This is a genomic window from Ruegeria sp. CK1, assembly GCF_056536545.1.
This window is the reverse complement of the sequence record NZ_JBQFPX010000001.1, coordinates 860445-876514: the sequence shown is the minus strand read 5'-3', so window position 1 is coordinate 876514 and position 16070 is coordinate 860445. Positions and strand designations below refer to the sequence as shown.

19 protein-coding genes are annotated in these 16070 nt (G+C 55.1%); 11 read left to right on the top strand and 8 right to left on the bottom strand.

What is annotated here, in order from left to right; genetic code table 11:
- Positions 1-153 precede the first annotated feature (153 nt).
- Positions 154-939, bottom strand: a complete 786-nt coding sequence (rpiA, locus tag ACR0L3_RS04225) for a ribose-5-phosphate isomerase RpiA (protein WP_480743904.1) — start codon at positions 937-939, stop codon at positions 154-156.
- A gap of 167 nt (positions 940-1106) precedes the next feature.
- On the opposite strand from rpiA, the gene ACR0L3_RS04220 reads away from it, so the two are divergent.
- The 3 genes from ACR0L3_RS04220 to ACR0L3_RS04210 are packed head-to-tail and all read left to right on the top strand — an operon-like array spanning position 1107 to position 3620.
- On the top strand, positions 1107-1808 hold the full coding sequence (locus ACR0L3_RS04220) for a glutathione S-transferase family protein (protein WP_480743902.1): 702 nt from the start codon (positions 1107-1109) through the stop codon (positions 1806-1808).
- Between the two features lies 1 nt (position 1809).
- Positions 1810-3183, top strand: coding sequence for an L-serine ammonia-lyase (locus tag ACR0L3_RS04215; protein WP_480743900.1), 1374 nt, complete (start codon positions 1810-1812; stop codon positions 3181-3183).
- A 20-nt stretch (positions 3184-3203) separates the two neighbouring features.
- Positions 3204-3620, top strand: coding sequence for a GFA family protein (locus ACR0L3_RS04210; protein ID WP_480743898.1), 417 nt, complete (start codon positions 3204-3206; stop codon positions 3618-3620).
- Between the two features lie 45 nt (positions 3621-3665).
- Here the strand turns inward: ACR0L3_RS04210 and ACR0L3_RS04205 are convergent, their stop codons facing one another.
- The gene (locus ACR0L3_RS04205; RefSeq protein WP_480743897.1) at positions 3666-4367 is read right to left on the bottom strand and encodes a thiamine diphosphokinase; all 702 of its coding nucleotides are present in this window, start codon (positions 4365-4367) and stop codon (positions 3666-3668) included.
- A gap of 123 nt (positions 4368-4490) precedes the next feature.
- On the opposite strand from ACR0L3_RS04205, the gene ACR0L3_RS04200 reads away from it, so the two are divergent.
- The gene (locus tag ACR0L3_RS04200) at positions 4491-6197 is read left to right on the top strand and encodes a hypothetical protein (protein ID WP_480743896.1); all 1707 of its coding nucleotides are present in this window, start codon (positions 4491-4493) and stop codon (positions 6195-6197) included.
- Positions 6198-6383: 186 nt separating this feature from the next.
- Positions 6384-6944 (top strand): N-acetyltransferase family protein, encoded by a 561-nt coding sequence (locus ACR0L3_RS04195; RefSeq protein ID WP_480743894.1) that lies wholly within the window; start codon positions 6384-6386, stop codon positions 6942-6944.
- Between the two features lie 2 nt (positions 6945-6946).
- On the opposite strand, the gene ACR0L3_RS04190 is transcribed toward ACR0L3_RS04195, so the two are convergent.
- From ACR0L3_RS04190 to nthA, 6 genes are all read right to left on the bottom strand, one after another.
- Positions 6947-7654 carry a porin family protein gene (locus ACR0L3_RS04190; protein WP_480743892.1) on the bottom strand — a complete coding sequence of 236 codons (708 nt, stop codon included), beginning with the start codon at positions 7652-7654 and terminating at the stop codon, positions 6947-6949.
- Positions 7655-7737: 83 nt separating this feature from the next.
- Positions 7738-7977 carry a DUF2842 domain-containing protein gene (locus ACR0L3_RS04185; RefSeq protein WP_480743890.1) on the bottom strand — a complete coding sequence of 80 codons (240 nt, stop codon included), beginning with the start codon at positions 7975-7977 and terminating at the stop codon, positions 7738-7740.
- Positions 7977-9272: an adenylosuccinate synthase gene (locus ACR0L3_RS04180; RefSeq protein ID WP_480743888.1), complete on the bottom strand. Its 1296-nt coding sequence runs from the start codon at positions 9270-9272 to the stop codon at positions 7977-7979. The genes ACR0L3_RS04185 and ACR0L3_RS04180 overlap by 1 nt, the downstream gene beginning before the upstream one ends.
- Before the next feature lie 212 nt (positions 9273-9484).
- Positions 9485-9823, bottom strand: a complete 339-nt coding sequence (locus tag ACR0L3_RS04175) for a nitrile hydratase accessory protein (protein WP_480743886.1) — start codon at positions 9821-9823, stop codon at positions 9485-9487.
- Entirely contained in the window at positions 9820-10497 is a 678-nt protein-coding gene (gene nthB / locus ACR0L3_RS04170) for a nitrile hydratase subunit beta (RefSeq protein ID WP_480743884.1), read from the bottom strand. The genes ACR0L3_RS04175 and nthB overlap by 4 nt, the downstream gene beginning before the upstream one ends.
- Entirely contained in the window at positions 10494-11108 is a 615-nt protein-coding gene (gene nthA / locus ACR0L3_RS04165) for a nitrile hydratase subunit alpha (RefSeq protein ID WP_480743882.1), read from the bottom strand. The genes nthB and nthA overlap by 4 nt, the downstream gene beginning before the upstream one ends.
- Positions 11109-11259: 151 nt before the next feature.
- Here nthA and secG point away from each other — a divergent pair, with 151 nt between their 5' ends.
- The 6 genes from secG to ACR0L3_RS04135 all read left to right on the top strand — a co-directional run bounded on the left by secG (position 11260) and on the right by ACR0L3_RS04135 (position 16061).
- Positions 11260-11625, top strand: a complete 366-nt coding sequence (gene secG, locus ACR0L3_RS04160) for a preprotein translocase subunit SecG (RefSeq protein WP_480743880.1) — start codon at positions 11260-11262, stop codon at positions 11623-11625.
- Positions 11626-11784: 159 nt separating this feature from the next.
- The gene (locus tag ACR0L3_RS04155; protein ID WP_480743878.1) at positions 11785-13428 is read left to right on the top strand and encodes a CTP synthase; all 1644 of its coding nucleotides are present in this window, start codon (positions 11785-11787) and stop codon (positions 13426-13428) included.
- 101 nt (positions 13429-13529) lie between these two features.
- Positions 13530-14303 carry an isocitrate lyase/PEP mutase family protein gene (locus ACR0L3_RS04150; protein WP_480743876.1) on the top strand — a complete coding sequence of 258 codons (774 nt, stop codon included), beginning with the start codon at positions 13530-13532 and terminating at the stop codon, positions 14301-14303.
- A gap of 122 nt (positions 14304-14425) precedes the next feature.
- A complete protein-coding gene (locus tag ACR0L3_RS04145) occupies positions 14426-14875 on the top strand; it encodes a tellurite resistance TerB family protein (RefSeq protein ID WP_480743875.1) in 450 nt (149 codons plus the stop codon).
- A 20-nt stretch (positions 14876-14895) separates the two neighbouring features.
- A complete protein-coding gene (locus tag ACR0L3_RS04140) occupies positions 14896-15333 on the top strand; it encodes a tellurite resistance TerB family protein (protein ID WP_480743873.1) in 438 nt (145 codons plus the stop codon).
- Between the two features lie 23 nt (positions 15334-15356).
- Positions 15357-16061, top strand: a complete 705-nt coding sequence (locus ACR0L3_RS04135; protein WP_480743872.1) for a phosphate/phosphite/phosphonate ABC transporter substrate-binding protein — start codon at positions 15357-15359, stop codon at positions 16059-16061.
- The last annotated feature ends 9 nt before the right edge of the window (positions 16062-16070 follow it).

Genomic DNA, 16070 nt, shown 5'->3' with positions numbered 1-16070 from the left:
GGGGTGAAATTCAGCAACCCCCAGATAAGGTTTACTTCCAGAGTTGCAATTCATTTCGTGTCAGTCGATGGCCAGACTTTGAAGGCGGGCTTGCGTTTCACCATCACTGGCTACCATTTTTTGACATCCGACACCTTGCAACAGGAACACTCCTCAATCCGCCAAATCCGAGAACAGGTTGTCCCCGCCCTCGATCAGTTGGTCCAGTTCCGTGATGCCCGCGTTGATATCGCGCAGTTCGACTTGGCCATCTCCATGGCCGATCAAAACTTTGTCACAGATGTCTATAAACAACCCATTCTCGACCACACCTGGCACCTGATTTAACACCAGAGCCAGTTGCCGTGCATTGCCGATACGCTGCAAATGCATATCCAGAATATGGTTCCCTTCGTCCGTTACGAACGGCGCCTCGCCATTCATTCGCAACATCGTAGAGGTGCCCAGAACATCCATTGTATCCAACGCTTCTTCAATCAGCATCCGTGTCGTCTGCCAACCAAAGGGGATCACTTCGACAGGCAGTGGAAAAACCCCCAGCGTTTCAACCTCTTTTCCAGCGTCGGCGATCACGATCATTTCATCACTGGCCGTGGCAACGATCTTTTCCTGAAGCAGCGCACCTCCACCGCCTTTAATCAGGTTCAACTCTCGGTCGAACTCATCCGCGCCGTCGATTGTCACGTCCAGCCAACCGGCCTGATCAAGCGAAACCACTTCAATGCCGACCTCACGAGCCAATTGAGCCGTGCGTGTCGAGGTCGGCACGCCTTTGACCCGCAGGCCTTCGGTCTGCACACGCTCACCGAGACGGCGCACCATCCAAGCGGCGGTCGATCCAGTTCCCAAACCAACACGCATCCCATCTTGGACCATGTCCGCAGCACGATGCGCGGCAGCCAATTTGGCCTGTTCTATCGGCGGAAGATCTGGGGTCATGGCAGCGTTTCCCTGTATTACTACAGGGCTTATACGAAATGCGCCCATCAACTGCGAGTGCCAATTCAGCCTCTTTTCTTGCAAACATGTGAGGAAAATACGCGTTTCCGATTGGAAACGTCGCAATCGAGACTTCCACCCCACAAGACCCGATATATGTATCACGCATGACGACACCCTATCGCTTGCACTATGCCCCCGATAACGCCTCTCTGGTGATCAGATTGGCGCTGGAAGAAATGGGCTTGCCCTACGAAAACGTTCTGGTGGATCGCCGTCGGAAGGAACAAGACAGCGCGGCTTACCTGACGCTAAATCCAAACGGATTAATCCCGGTGCTGGAAACTCCGCAAGGACCGATGTTTGAAACCGCAGCAATTTTGCTGTGGCTGGCGGACTCGCACGGACAATTGGCGCCTGCTCCGGACAGCCCGGATCGCGCTGCGTTTCTAAAATGGCTGTTCTTTGCGTCAAATACATTGCATGCAGATCTGCGCATATTGTTTTATGCGGACAAATACATTGACGCTGCTCAAGCCGAGACGTTGCGCACCGGTATCGAACCGCGCCTGCTTAAACACCTGCGCATACTGGATGCTGAAGCGCAGCATGCACCGATCTGGCTAAATGCGGATCAACCGTCCGTTTTAACCTACTACTTGGCTTGCCAGATGCGCTGGATGGCACTCTACCCAGCAAGTTCCGATCGTAGTTGGTTTAATCTGTCAGACACACCCAACCTGCAAATGATCCTGACGCAACTGGAATCGAGGCCGGCGACCCAGGTTGCCATCGCGACCGAAGGCTTGGGGGTTACGCCCTTTACCTCTCCAAGTTACGCTACACCTGAAGAAGGCTCAGCTACCTGATATGTTTTTATCTGTTTTTGATATGTTCAAAGTGGGCATCGGCCCATCTTCATCTCATACAATGGGGCCAATGGTTGCGGCAGCACGGTTCTTGGACATGTTACGCGCCTCCCCGTTCGAATTCACGGGGCTTCGCGGTTCGCTGCACGGATCACTGGCTTTTACCGGAGTTGGTCACGCAACCGACCGCGCCACCATCCTTGGACTGGCAGGTTTCGTACCCGACACTTACGACAACGATAAAGCCGAAGCCGCGCTGGCCGAAATAGCAGCGACGCATACTGTGACGCCAGAAGGCTTGCCGACGTTACAATTCGACCCCAAGACAGACCTTGTCTTTGATTATGAACACAACCTGCCTGGTCACGCTAACGGCATGATCCTGATGGCCACTGACGCGCAAGGCGACGTAATTCTGCGTCAAGTCTTTTACTCGATCGGCGGCGGGTTCGTTCTGACCGAAGAAGAGCTTGCTGAAGGCAAAGCGACAGAAGAAGGCGATCCTGTCCCCTATCCATTCAAGTCCGCTGTCGAGATGCTGGAAATGGCGAAGTCCAGCGGCAAGAGCATTGCCGAAATGAAACGCGCGAATGAAATCGCTCGTGGCTGCGCTGATAGTTTCGCCAAAGGCTCGGCTCGTCTGTGGCAAGTGATGAACGATTGCATCGAGCGTGGATTAACAACTGACGGAATTCTGCCCGGAGGCCTGAAGGTGCGCCGCCGTGCCAAGGGGATCTACGATGCGTTGATGGCGGAACGCGGCATGAACCTGACGGCTCCGCATACGATCAATGACTGGATGAGCGTTTACGCCATGGCAGTGAATGAAGAGAACGCGGCAGGAGGTCAGGTTGTGACCGCGCCGACCAATGGCGCGGCTGGGGTATTACCTGCAGTGCTCCGCTATTATCTTGACCATGTGCCCGGCGCATCAGAGAGACATATCGAGGATTTCCTGCTGACCGCCGCAGCCATCGGCGGACTGGTCAAATACAATGCTTCAATCTCAGGTGCCGAAGCGGGCTGTCAGGCCGAGGTTGGCAGTGCTTCGGCCATGGCTGCAGCGGGGCTGTGCGCCGTTATGGGTGGCACACCCGAGCAGGTCGAAAACGCCGCCGAGATAGCGCTGGAACACCACCTGGGCATGACCTGCGACCCTGTCGCGGGATTGGTTCAGGTACCATGTATCGAGCGGAACGGTTTGGGCGCAATCAAGGCTGTCTCAGCGGCCTCGCTGGCCCTGCGTGGCGACGGCAAACATTTCGTGCCGCTAGACTCTGTAATCGAGACCATGCGCCAGACCGGCCACGACATGCATGAGAAATACAAGGAAACATCTTTGGGCGGACTGGCGGTGAACGTACCCAACTGCTGACGCCAAATCCGGAGGGAAACATGCGGGGACATTGTTTGTGCGGCACTATCCGGTATGAGGTTGATCCTCCGGCCTTTTCTTGCGTCACCTGCCATTGCGACAGTTGCAGACGGCAATGCGCCGCCCCTATGACCACCTATTTTGGGGTTCGTGATGGCCAATGGCGCTGGACTGGTGAAGCGCCGAAGACCTTTAATTCCTCACCCGGTGTCGAGCGCAGTTTTTGTCCAAACTGCGGAACGCCTATTTCATTTCGATCGCAAGCGATGTCGGATGTACTGCATCTTTACGTTGCAACACTGGAAGACCCAAACATGTTGGAACCCACTTTGCATGTGGCTTATGAAGAAAAGCTAAGTTGGGTAAAGCTGGGCGACGATTTGCCGACCTGTATTGGGCCGGATTACACCAAAGCACGGCCTTTGCCCCAGACGTGATATGCGAAAGGCAAAAAACGCTCCATGATGAGCTGCTGCTTACTCTTAATCAGCAGGCCAGCGCCCAATCTTTTCCGAAAGAAACGCTTGCATGACCTGATCCAAAGCCTCACGTGGCACCAGCGCTAACAGACCCGGCCCATCTACTAACAGTTCTATATCCCCCAAAGCCCGATTGGAGGTTCCAACGCGGCCATCAGGTTCCAGCACAAGACCATCAATCGGCCACTCCAACCCACGACTGCGACCCGTTGCTCGCTGCATCGGGAACAGCGAAACCACATCACCCGGTGTCAGGCTAAGCGCAATTCTAGGTGGCGCATGGAAAACAATCTCGCGTTCTCCCACCAATAGGCACGGGCGATCACGCAAACGAACTAACGCATTAAGGACCGCCAACTGATGGTCCAGTCGCCCCCCAAGAAACCCAATACCCAAAACTAACGGCGCCTCGACACTTCTAAGCGCTTTGTCAAAATCCGTGCTGTCCTGCTCTTGGATTGGGAATAAACGATCGTCAGGAATTCGGGCGCGATAGCTGCTGTCCAGCGAATCAAAATCTCCGATTACAGCGTCTGGCATACGACCCAAATTCATCACTGGAACTGCACCACCATCTGCGGCCACAACCGCATTGACGCCATTTAGCGTCACATTTAGGTCATCTGGGCCAATTTGGCCGCCACCTATCAATGCAATTGGACCCTCAGAACGTACAATTGGTCTACTTTTTTGACGATTGATCATTTTTTCCCGGTTTTGGACACATTGAGACCACAAAATGATAAGTTCATGTAGAAAGTTTCGAGCCACAGGTGCGCCTGTCGCCGTGTTGGGTGGCTTTCGTAGTTTGTAAAGGACGTACGTCTGATGGTACAGAATAACAAAGTATTGACCGTTTCCTACGGAACCTTCTCTTGCACTCTGGAAGGGTTTGACGACTCCTTTGAGACGATGAAGGCGATAGCTGAATACTTTCGGGATCTCGCTGCTGATGATCGTTATTTTGGCTCAGAACCTCCGCAACCGGATACGGAAATGCTGACACGGATCGCTCAGCGGGATGCGTCGCGCCGAGTAGAAGCCAGCCGGGACGAAGCAGGGTTGTTAATCCGCGCCACCGAAGAAGTTCCTGCGCCGCCCCAACCTGCTGCCAGTGCATCTGACATGGGTGTCATGCAAACACCTCCTGCGTCAGCCGCCGCTCAATCGTTTTTTGAAGAAGTCGAATCTGTCGAAGATGAACCGGCGCCCGCGGCCGACAGTATCGCCGCTAAACTTCAACGTATCCGGGCCGTTGTTTCTCATTCCGAGGAAAATTCGGTCGTCTATGCAGAAGACGAAGACACGACGCTTATGAAAAGCGCCGGGCCATCCGATGCCGTCGCTGCGGCATTCGCCGCCGGCTCGTTGGATCCAGCAGATTTGAATGACGATGTTGGCCCCAGCCCAAGCGACGAAACACCGTCCGCAGTAGAGCAAGAAGCAGAACTGATTGCCGAACTAGAGGCAGAAGTAGAAACCGCAGAAGTAGAAGCAGAAGTTGAAATCGCAGAAGTAGAAGCAGAAGTTGAAACTGCCGAAGTAGAAATAGAATCCACTGAAGTAGAAGCAGAGGCAGCTGAGCTTTCGGAACTGCAAAGCGAACTTGAGCCTCAGGAAATTGAAGTGTCGGGTGCGGCATTCGAAGATCAACAAGTTGAGGACACCACCCCGTCAGAAACTTGGTTCGTGGATCTCGAAGAAGATGAGGAAGAAGGCAACATCCTCAGCGACATAACCACTGACGACGAAGTGATCGCCGAGACTGAAGAGGGCATTTTTACAGAAGAGGATGAGAACGATTTGCTGGAGGAAATATCCAGCGTCGAGACCATTCTGGCGAACCGTGCAAGAAAAGCAGACGAGGATCAGCTGGATCTGGACCAAGATGTTTCGCGTCTTATGGACAAAGCCGGTGAGCAATTGAATGATCCGAACACCACCAACCAGCGAGAAGCTTACACGCATTTGCGTGCCGCCGTTGCTGCGACCGAGGCTGAACGCAGTGAAAAGCGGCTCGAAGACAAAGGCGCAGATGAAGAAGGCTATCGCGGAGACCTGTCCTCGGTCGTTAGCCCACGGCGACCCGAAGTCGAAGTAACCAGCGCGCGCCCTAGCAGCGATGACTCCGCTCCGCTGAAGCTGGTGGCAGAACAACGCATCGACAATCGGGACGAAGACTTGGGACCGATCTCACCCCGTCGTGTTACGAGCGTGTCCGAAGACGAAACACCCGAAGAGGAGGAAGGCGGTTTTGCCCAGTTCGCACAGGAACAAGGCGCGCAATCCCTGCCTGACTTGTTAGAGGCCGCCGCTGCGTACCTTTCCTTCATCGAGGGCCAGGAACAGTTCTCGCGGCCACAGTTGATGAACAAGATTCGCTCGCTCAAGCAAGACGACTTCAACCGCGAAGAAAGCCTGCGTTCGTTTGGTCAGCTTTTGCGGGACGGTAAAATTGAAAAGGCTGGAGGGGGGCGTTTCTCGGCCTCTACTCAGATTGGCTTCCGCCCGGACAACGAGCGAGCCGCAGGTTAAATCCTAAGGCAGTCTGTTAACGGTGGGTCAGAGTTTTCTCTGGCCCATTTTTCATTCGAGGGCGAAGTGTATTTCAGGATTTAAGCGACTTGGTTTAGCAAAACTCTATGCTGCACCGCAGAATTGCGATAAAATAAGATGTAAGATGACACCTTTTCCAATTGCTGTTCAAACAAGGGCCACGCCATGTATGAACTTCCAATTCGACGTCTCAGAATTTACGACAAACCAAAAATAATAAGCCATTTCAATAATCTGGACGGCGAAGCTTTGGCATCTCGGTTCGGGGCTGCAATTCGTCCCGCATACGTTCAAAGCTACATATCCGACTTATTCGACAACACCACACTGATATTCGGTGCGTTTCCAGATTCTTGCCTGCGCGGCGTGGGTGAATTGCGCATGTTACCCGACAATGGGACCCAAACAGCCGAAGCCGCATTAACCGTTGAAACCGCATGGCAAGACCGCGGAATCGGTGATGCCCTACTGTCTCGGATCATCACAGCGGCCCGCAATCGAGGAATTCGAGAAGTTCACATGCTATGCCTTGCGACCAACCAGAAAATGCGGCGGCTAGCGGCCAAGCACGACGCTGATCTAAGTTTGCTTACCGGGCAGATCGAAGCGACCCTGACAGCGCCTTGGCCTACCCCGCTTAGCATTGCGGAAGAGATTTCCGGAGAATACCACGCAATGGCTCGCGCAATCCTTAGCTGGCCTTCAATGAATCAAAGCGCGGGCTAAGACTAGAACGCAAAAGCCAACGCCACGTACGGGCCGGTCAGGATCAAATCAATAACGTCCCGATCTTCTTCAAAATCGACGCTCAAGTGTCTGTAACCACCCGCTAAATCCACCCGATCAGTCCATTTCCAACTTGCCTGGATCAACGCCTCCCATTGAAATTTTGAACCATAATCGAAGCCACCAATGTTCCCCATCGCCGTGGCCGTCCAACGTTCGTTTATCGCATGGCTGTAGCGCGCGCCGATTACTGGGTCCGTCCAACTGCGGTCAGTTTCAGCGGTGAAATTTCGCACCGTAGTCGACAGATCAAGGTCCCAATGGCGCAATCCGCCAAAAGCATCCAAGCGAGAAACATCACCTTCATAAACGGCGTAACTGCCGACCAATGACGCCATAGTGCCGTTAAGCTCCCAACTGGCCAGGTCCCGAAACGAGCGAAACGAAACCGTGTCAGACAGATCAAGGTAATTGAACTCTCCACCTATTGCCCAGCGTCCATTGCGCGCTTCTCCGGCAATCAGGAACAGCCCGTCCAAAATGTCGAAGATAGATTCATTGCCGTCGACCGGGGGGTTGGGTCCGATATCAAGCGAGGTTCGAAACTCGGGTCCCCAAATATAGGGGACCACCGTATATTCCCAGTTATCGGCCTGCGCAGCAACTGCTGATGTAAGAACCAGCACCGCGCTAAAACACGTTTTTCTCATCACTGTCTGCGCCTCATTGTCAGGACAACCCTGCTCCCAACAAAGATGGCATGCTGTTCAAAACCCAGCAAGGATTGCGACTATTACGAGTTTTGATCTGGGTCTTCTTTGCCAACCCCTTTGAAGACAAACTTGAACGGCAACGCCCAGACGATACCCAGTCCGACATAGACCAGGAATTCCAACCAAATCGGGGGGCGGTCGAGCCAGTTCACTACTGTCACAACCGCCACAATGTAGATCGGCAGCCCAATCAAAAGCAGCACCAAGGACCAACGGCGGCGCGTCTTGTAGCTAAGGCCCGGCTTTTCTTCGCCGCTCATCAGTCAGCAAACGGGTCGGTCACCAAAATGGTGTCATCCCGCTCCGGGCTGGTTGACAGAAGGGCAACGGGACACTCGATCAGCTCTTCCACGCGGCGTACGTACTTGATCGCGTTTGCGGGCAAATCCGCCCAGCTGCGCGCGCCTTCAGTGGATTCGCTCCATCCCGGCATCTCTTCGTAGATCGGCGTACAGCGGGCCTGCTGATCAGCAGCAGTGGGCAGATAGTCAAGACGTTCACCATCCAGTTCATAGCCCACACAGATCTTGAGCGTTTCAAACCCGTCCAAGACGTCAAGCTTTGTCAGTGAAATGCCATTCACCCCACTGGTCGCGCAAGTTTGGCGAACAAGGCAGGCATCAAACCAACCGCACCGGCGTTTGCGTCCCGTTACGGTGCCAAATTCATGCCCGCGAGTCCCCAGGCGCATCCCGTCGTCATCATCCAGTTCGGTCGGAAACGGCCCCTCACCTACACGCGTAGTATATGCCTTGACGATGCCCAGCACGAAATCGACAGACCCCGGCCCAATCCCAACTCCCGTTGCCGCCTGACCCGCAATTACATTCGACGAGGTCACAAAGGGATAGGTGCCAAAATCAATATCCAACAGAGCACCTTGTGCCCCTTCGAACAAAATTCTCTTACCTGCCTTGCGCTTTTCGTTCAGCACCTTCCAGACTGGCGCCGCGAACGGCAGGATTTCCGACGCAATCTCTTTAAGTTGGTCAAGCAGTTTGTCCCGGTCGACGGCTTCGATTCCCAAACCTTTACGCAGCGGATCATGATGTTGCAGAGCGCGGTCTACACGGGCCTCTAGCGTCGCTTCGTCGGCCAAGTCCGCAACGCGGACTGAGCGGCGGCCAACTTTGTCTTCATAAGCCGGCCCAATACCGCGCCCTGTAGTACCAATCTTGGTGCCTTTGTTCGCAGCCTCTTCGCGCGCCCGGTCAAGCTCACCGTGGATCGGCAAGATCAAAGGTGTGTTTTCTGCAATCATCAACGTTTCAGGAGTAATCTCGACCCCCTGCTCACGGATCGATGCAATCTCCTTGACCAAGTGCCACGGATCCAAGACGACACCATTGCCGATGACACTCAGCTTACCACCGCGCACAACGCCCGAGGGCAGTGCGTTCAGCTTGTAGACCTCACCTTCAATAACCAGTGTATGACCAGCATTATGCCCGCCCTGAAAACGCGCGATGACGTCCGCCCGCTCGCTGAGCCAGTCGACGATCTTGCCTTTTCCTTCGTCACCCCACTGGGCGCCGACAACAACCACATTGGCCATATCCGGTCCTTTTGCGCTGAATTATCAAACTCGGCTCGTATAACGAGGACAAAGCGGTAGGGAAACCGGTAATTCGCCGCAGACCAGAACCGCGCTATGCGCGGCGCCTCCGGCGGGGATATTTTGAGCTAGATGAAGAACAGACCCCTTGTTCATCTGGCCCCAAATATCCCGGGGGAGACGCCCGTAAAGGGCGGCGGGGGCAGCGCCCCCTACCCGCTTTTCGCCAAGTGCACCGGCTGGCCGTGAGGCGTCGTCAAATAGGCATCGTGCCAAGCTCTTCTGAGGTTTGTGACTTCCTCCTCTTCGGTCGCACCTAGATCGGATAAAAGCTGTTCGAGGGTTTCCAACCACGCCAGGAAATAATCATCCCCACCATCCAAGTCTCGATCCAGACCGTGGCGTTTCAGAGTGTCTGAAAATCGAGCAGCCCAATCCGTCCAATCGAATCGACCGGCTTCGTTTAAAGCAACGGTCATCGCAAAAACCTGAGCGTGCCAGGGTTCGGCAAAAGCAGGTTCAGGCGCGGTATGAGTGAGGCAGGAATTCATGCGGGCTCCAAATAGCTTTGCCAAAGGTCCAGAACTACCTCGTCCTTTGGGTGTTCCGGGTTCGCCCATAGTTCGGATGCTGCAAAAGCTACGGTGTAAAGCGGCTCAGGCGCTTCTCCCAAACCGTGGGCGTTTGAGTCGGGCAAAACATGGGTGCCGTGCAGTCTCACAACGCGTCCTTTTGCTCCGGCGGCATATATTGGCAATCGAGTATGCCCACCGTCGACCAATCGATTTTCCGCCGGATGCGAAGTGCGAACAACTTGCCCAACTGAGAATTGCACAGGCACTTCCGAGGGCCGTTCAGCGGGTCCACCTTTGGCAAGCGCCGCAGAGACCCTCTCAGCCTTCAAAGCAAGAGCAGACAGGGGATGTGGGTCGTTCTTACCTTTTCCCAACAAATCCTCTGTTGTCAGTACCTCTTTTTCCACAAGCAGATCCGCAAGAGCTGAAATCCACTTCTCATAGTATGAAAACCGCGCGTAATCTTTGGGCGATAACCGTTCACGTGCGTGACGGGTAACATCAAGGTTCCATTGCCCCAAAAAGCCAGCAGCCAGAGTTACCGCCAGCGCTCTCCCATGCCAATCCTCGGCAAATACCGCCGCGTCTTCAGCCTCGGGTCTAACGGCACCGTCTCCGAACCGACCACCCATATCATGTACACGAGTCATGATGGCATCTTGGGCAAACCAGTGCCGATCATACTATCGCGGGTGACTAGCGCCGCGAGATCATCCTCACTTAGACCTTCGGCGCCTTTAGGAAACATTGGCAGGACGAGGTATCGAATTTCAGCGGTCGAGTCCCAAACCCGCACGGCTGTCTCGGGCGGTAGCTCGACCCCAAACTCGGCAAGCACCTTGCGCGGCTCACGTACAGCGCGTGCGCGGTATGCGTCGGACTTGTACCAGCCCGGTGGAATGCCCAGCAGCGGCCATGGATAACAACTGCACAAGGTGCAAACGACCATGTTGTGTCGCTCAGGCATATTCTCAACCACTACAATGTGCTCGCCTTGCCGCCCATAGTAGCCAAGGTCGGACACGACCGACGTGGCGTCTTCAAGCAAAGCAGTTTTAAAGGCTGGGTCAGCCCATGCCTTAGCGACGACTCGCGCGCCGTTTTGAGGGCCAATCTTATTTTGATATGTGTCGATGATTTCATCCAACGCAGCGGGATCAATTAATCCCTTTCGCGTCAGAATCGTCTCCAACGCTTTTACGCGAAGCGAAGGTTCGGGTGGCAACAGAGAGTGCGGGTGGTCATGATCATCATGCGGCATGTAACGCAGCCTGCGTCAGCCATCACTTGTGAGTCCAGTCTCTTTGGTGTGATACCACGCGTAACCCGCTCTGATGCGAACTCCTCCCTTGCCCCCGATGGCAAACTTGCATAAGTACCACGCGATACACGCCACGCTGTACAGGACCACCATGGAAAACGTCGTTCTCATCATCCATCTTCTCTTGGCTCTGGGCCTGATCGCCGTCGTTCTGATGCAGCGGTCCGAAGGCGGCGGCTTGGGCATGGGCGGTGGCGGCGGCGGCGCAATGACTGGCCGCGCGGCAGCGACGGCTTTGGGCAAGGTCACCTGGATTCTGGCAGCGTGCTTTATCGTCACCTCGATCACGCTGACGATTCTGGCGGCTCAAAAGTCCTCAGGCAGCTCGGTCATCGATCGTTTGGGCGTTCCTGCCCCGGCACCGACCGAGGAAAGCACCCCGGCTGTTCCGCCCGTGAATGATCTTCTGCCTCCGGCACAAGGCGACAACGCGCCGCTGATTCCGCAAGCCGACTGATCCACAAAACTTAGAAACCTGGATGAGAACTGCAACAGCATCTTGCGGTTCTCTTGCGCTATTGGCGCGAATCCTTTATACGTGAAGTCCCGTGATGCAGCGGTTTTTCGAAGCCGCCGGGCAGCTGATAATGACGTCTCACGGGAGCAGCCGAAAAACATGGCGCGTTTTATTTTCATCACTGGTGGTGTGGTTTCGTCCTTGGGTAAAGGACTGGCTTCAGCGGCTTTAGGCGGGCTGTTGCAGGCACGGGGATACTCGGTGCGCTTGCGCAAACTGGACCCCTACCTGAACGTCGATCCGGGAACTATGTCGCCGTTTGAACATGGCGAAGTGTTCGTCACCGATGATGGTGCCGAGACGGATTTGGACCTTGGCCACTATGAACGGTTCACTGGTGTAGCTGCGCGCAAGACCGACTCGGTCAGCTCCGGTCGTATTTATTCTAATGTGTTGGAGAAGGAGCGCCGCGGCGACTATCTCGGCAAGACCATTCAGGTCATCCCGCACGTCACTAACGAGATCAAGGATTTCATCGCCATTGGCGAGGACGAGGTTGATTTCATGTTGTGCGAGATCGGCGGAACAGTGGGTGATATTGAAGGCCTGCCGTTTTTCGAAGCCATCCGCCAGTTCAGTCAGGACAAGCCGCGCGGTCAATGCATATTCATGCATCTGACGCTGCTGCCCTACATCAAGGCATCGGGCGAGCTGAAAACCAAGCCGACCCAACACTCGGTGAAAGAACTGCGATCCATCGGTCTGGCTCCCGACATTCTGGTCTGCCGCTCCGAAGGTCCAATCCCGACCAAAGAGCGCGAGAAACTAGCGCTGTTCTGCAACGTGCGCCCCGACAGCGTGATCGCCGCACAAGATTTGTCGACCATTTACGACGCGCCACTGGCCTATCATAACGAGGGTCTGGACCAGGCTGTTCTTGACGCGTTCCAAATCAGCCCAGCACCTAAACCAGACCTAGCCAAATGGGACGATGTCAGCGACCGCATCCACCACGCTGAGGGCGACGTAAAGGTCGCAATTGTTGGCAAATATACCCAGTTGGAAGACGCCTATAAGTCAATCGCCGAAGCGTTGACCCATGGCGGCATGGCCAACCGCGTGAAAGTCAGCGTCGAGTGGGTTGATGCCGAGGTCTTCGACACTGAAGATGCCGCACCACATCTAGAGGGCTTCCATGCGATCCTCGTCCCGGGCGGCTTTGGCGAGCGTGGGACAGAAGGTAAAATCAAGGCCGCGCAATATGCTCGCGAACACAAAGTGCCTTATCTGGGTATCTGTTTGGGCATGCAGATGGCGGTGATCGAAGCCGCCCGCAATGTCGCGGGCATTACCGAAGCGGGTTCCGAAGAGTTTGACCACGAATCTGGTAAAAAGCGTTTTGAGCCGGTGGTTTACCACCTAAAGGAATGGGTTCAAGGCAACCACAAGGTTGAGCGCAAAGTCGGTGACGACAAAGGCGGCACCATGCGTCTGGGCGCCTACAATGCCGTGCTGACTGAGGGTTCGAAAGTGGCCGAGGTCTACGGCGCCACTCAGATCGAAGAACGCCATCGTCACCGCTATGAAGTGGATATCAAGTACCGCGAAAAGTTGGAAAAAGCGGGTCTTAAATTCTCGGGCATGTCACCAGATGGCCGCCTGCCTGAGATTGTCGAATGGTCGGATCATCCGTGGTTTATCGGTGTGCAATACCACCCGGAACTCAAGTCCAAACCGTTCGCTCCGCATCCATTGTTCCGTGACTTCGTGCGCGCGGCGAAGGACAGTTCGCGTCTGGTTTGATCACCGGCCGATAACAGTATTGTACCAGTCGGCGCAAAAACCTTTACGCGCCGACGGTTTGCACGGTTAACTGCCGCTATAGCAGCGACAGGAGGCCGGTTATGACCAACCAAATCACCAAAGCAGAAACCTTTGCCGCCCTGCACAAAAAGGGCGATCCGGTCATCCTGTATAATATCTGGGACCCTGGCAGCGCTGGTGCCGTGCGTGATGCCGGCGCCAAGGCGATTGCCACCGGCAGTGCTCCGGTCGCAATGGCGCAGGGGTTTGGCGACGGCCAGAAAATCTCAATCGAGGCCGCGCTGGACAACGCCCACCGGATCGTAGCAGCGGTCGATCTTCCGGTTACGCTGGATTTCGAGGGCGCCTATGCCGAAGACGTTCTAGGCGTAGCCGCAAATGTTCAACGTGCTCTACAGACCGGTGTGATCGGCTTCAACTTTGAAGATCAGATCGTAGGTACCAGTGGCCTATATGACATCGAAACCCAAGAAGCGCGAGTTCGAGCCATGCGCGAAGGCTGTGATGTGGCTGGGGTCCCTGCTTTTATTAACGCCCGCACAGATATTTTTCTAAAAGCCAAACCAGATACCCATGACGATGCGATGCTGGACGAGGCCATCGCGAGGGCCAAAGCCTATTCTGATGCAGGGGCCAGCGGATTCTTTGCGCCAGGACTTAAAGATGAAGCCCTAATTGCTCGGTTGTGCGAATCGGCCGAACTTCCGGTCAACATAATCGCGCTTCCCGGCACACCCGATACGGCAACGTTGGCATCTTTAGGTGTCGCACGGATCAGCTATGGCCCCGTTCCGTATCGGCACATGCTGGGTTGGTTGCAGGACCAAGCAAAACAAGCTCTTCAGGAAAGTTGAGCAAAAACCATTCAAATCGCATTCAGCGTGTTCTTGCCACATCCGGCTGCATTGCGGTCTTTGCAGCCTATGACGGGTAGTCGGTGCTTGGCGGGCCACAAAATATGGAATATCGTTAGGGCATGTTGAAGAAGTTCTTGCAGGCTTTTCGCCCACCGCAGCACGACAACCTGCCCGATCCCGATGCCGAACTTGCATTGGGCGCGCTTATGGTGCGTGTGGCGCAGGCGGATCGGGATTACAAGCTTGAGGAAATCAGCCTGATTGACCGCATTCTTGCCCGCCTCTACCAACACAACGCTATCGAGGCCGCCAAAGTACGGGCAACGTGTGAAAAGCTGCACGCCGCCGCCCCAGAAACCGACACGTTCGGCAAGCTGATCCGCGAAACCACCGATCTGCATGAACGCCTCGCCGCGATGGATGCTTTGTGGGAGGTGGTTCTGGCCGATGGCAACTCGGACGAAGGCGAGATCAAAATCGTGGAAGAGGCCCGCATAGCGATGGGTCTCAGCTACAATGACAGCCAGACCGCGCGTGAACGAGTGCAAAGGCGCTTGGAAGAGCGATAACCCCCATCTATATCTAAGCCATGTTTAGTGATTTCTTGTCCCGGCTCACGCAGCCCGCCCCCGACCCTCTTGCCGATGATGATGCTCGCCTGGCCTTGACGGCCCTGCTGGTTCGCATAGCTCGGTCCGACAACGACTATGCCGATACCGAAATGGCCCGAATCGACAAAATTTCGGCTGAACGCTATGGCCTGTCTCCGTTCGAGGCTGCAGCTTTACGTGCCCGCGCCGAAGATCTGGAAGCCGAGGCCCCAGACACCGTCCGTTTTACCCGAGCAATTAAAGAGGCCATCGCCTACGACGACCGCCTAGGCGTGGTACAGGCGATGTGGTCAGTTGCCTTAGCTGATGGCCAGCGCACAGGCGAAGAGGATTCGCTATTGCGGTTGGTGGTCAGCTTGCTTGGTATCAGCGATGTGGACTCTGCCCTGGCCCGTCAAAAGGCTGCCAAGTCTTGATTGCAATGCTGGGCATGTACGACATGCCAGCACTTCAAGCTGCAAATGATCGCTTTTGGAATTTGATTCGTGAACATTTGAAATACGGCCCCGATCAACTGACACGCGACAGCGATTTTTGGAGTATCTGGCTAAGTCCTGAACTGACTTTTGCACAGACCTGCGGCATGCCGTACCGCTTGCACCTGCATGGCAAAGTTCAACTGGTCGGCACCCCGGATTATGGATTGGACGGATGTCCGCCCGGTTATTACCGCTCAGTCTTCGTGGTTCGCAGGGATGATACCCGCGACCTGCCCCAACTTTCTGCTGGCACGTTTGCTTTCAACGAAGCGCTGTCGCAGTCCGGCTGGGCGGCCCCGATGGTTCACCTTGAGGCGCTCAACCTAAGCTCTAACACCACTTTACAGACCGGAGGTCACGCTCTGTCAGCCAACGCTGTGGCAGACGGACAAGCCGATTACGCTGCGTTGGATGCTCTGACTTGGGAATTGCTAAAGGAACATTCTGATCTGGGCGAGCGTCTGCGCGAAATCGAGTATACCACCCCAACTCCAGCCTTGCCGTACATCACAGCCGAAGGCCAAGATGCCCGTGCAATTGCTCTGGCAGTTCGATCTGCAATCCAAGACCTTTCCCCGACCGATCAACATTTGTTGCACCTTCGCGACCTAATCGACATCGCGGCTAACGATTATCTCTCTGTCCCCAACCCGACCTCAAATTAGGCTGGTTGG

Bases quoted from the DNA above. Each gene is read 5' to 3' on its own strand.
- rpiA (WP_480743904.1), bottom strand. From the start codon at position 939: ATGACCCCAGATCTTCCGCCGATAGAACAGGCCAAATTGGCTGCCGCG.
- ACR0L3_RS04220 (WP_480743902.1), top strand. From the start codon at position 1,107: ATGACGACACCCTATCGCTTGCACTATGCCCCCGATAACGCCTCTCTG.
- ACR0L3_RS04215 (WP_480743900.1), top strand. From the start codon at position 1,810: ATGTTTTTATCTGTTTTTGATATGTTCAAAGTGGGCATCGGCCCATCT.
- ACR0L3_RS04210 (WP_480743898.1), top strand. From the start codon at position 3,204: ATGCGGGGACATTGTTTGTGCGGCACTATCCGGTATGAGGTTGATCCT.
- ACR0L3_RS04205 (WP_480743897.1), bottom strand. From the start codon at position 4,367: ATGATCAATCGTCAAAAAAGTAGACCAATTGTACGTTCTGAGGGTCCA.
- ACR0L3_RS04200 (WP_480743896.1), top strand. From the start codon at position 4,491: ATGGTACAGAATAACAAAGTATTGACCGTTTCCTACGGAACCTTCTCT.
- ACR0L3_RS04195 (WP_480743894.1), top strand. From the start codon at position 6,384: ATGTATGAACTTCCAATTCGACGTCTCAGAATTTACGACAAACCAAAA.
- ACR0L3_RS04190 (WP_480743892.1), bottom strand. From the start codon at position 7,654: ATGAGAAAAACGTGTTTTAGCGCGGTGCTGGTTCTTACATCAGCAGTT.
- ACR0L3_RS04185 (WP_480743890.1), bottom strand. From the start codon at position 7,977: ATGAGCGGCGAAGAAAAGCCGGGCCTTAGCTACAAGACGCGCCGCCGT.
- ACR0L3_RS04180 (WP_480743888.1), bottom strand. From the start codon at position 9,272: ATGGCCAATGTGGTTGTTGTCGGCGCCCAGTGGGGTGACGAAGGAAAA.
- ACR0L3_RS04175 (WP_480743886.1), bottom strand. From the start codon at position 9,823: ATGAATTCCTGCCTCACTCATACCGCGCCTGAACCTGCTTTTGCCGAA.
- nthB (WP_480743884.1), bottom strand. From the start codon at position 10,497: ATGACTCGTGTACATGATATGGGTGGTCGGTTCGGAGACGGTGCCGTT.
- nthA (WP_480743882.1), bottom strand. From the start codon at position 11,108: ATGCCGCATGATGATCATGACCACCCGCACTCTCTGTTGCCACCCGAA.
- secG (WP_480743880.1), top strand. From the start codon at position 11,260: ATGGAAAACGTCGTTCTCATCATCCATCTTCTCTTGGCTCTGGGCCTG.
- ACR0L3_RS04155 (WP_480743878.1), top strand. From the start codon at position 11,785: ATGGCGCGTTTTATTTTCATCACTGGTGGTGTGGTTTCGTCCTTGGGT.
- ACR0L3_RS04150 (WP_480743876.1), top strand. From the start codon at position 13,530: ATGACCAACCAAATCACCAAAGCAGAAACCTTTGCCGCCCTGCACAAA.
- ACR0L3_RS04145 (WP_480743875.1), top strand. From the start codon at position 14,426: ATGTTGAAGAAGTTCTTGCAGGCTTTTCGCCCACCGCAGCACGACAAC.
- ACR0L3_RS04140 (WP_480743873.1), top strand. From the start codon at position 14,896: ATGTTTAGTGATTTCTTGTCCCGGCTCACGCAGCCCGCCCCCGACCCT.
- ACR0L3_RS04135 (WP_480743872.1), top strand. From the start codon at position 15,357: ATGCCAGCACTTCAAGCTGCAAATGATCGCTTTTGGAATTTGATTCGT.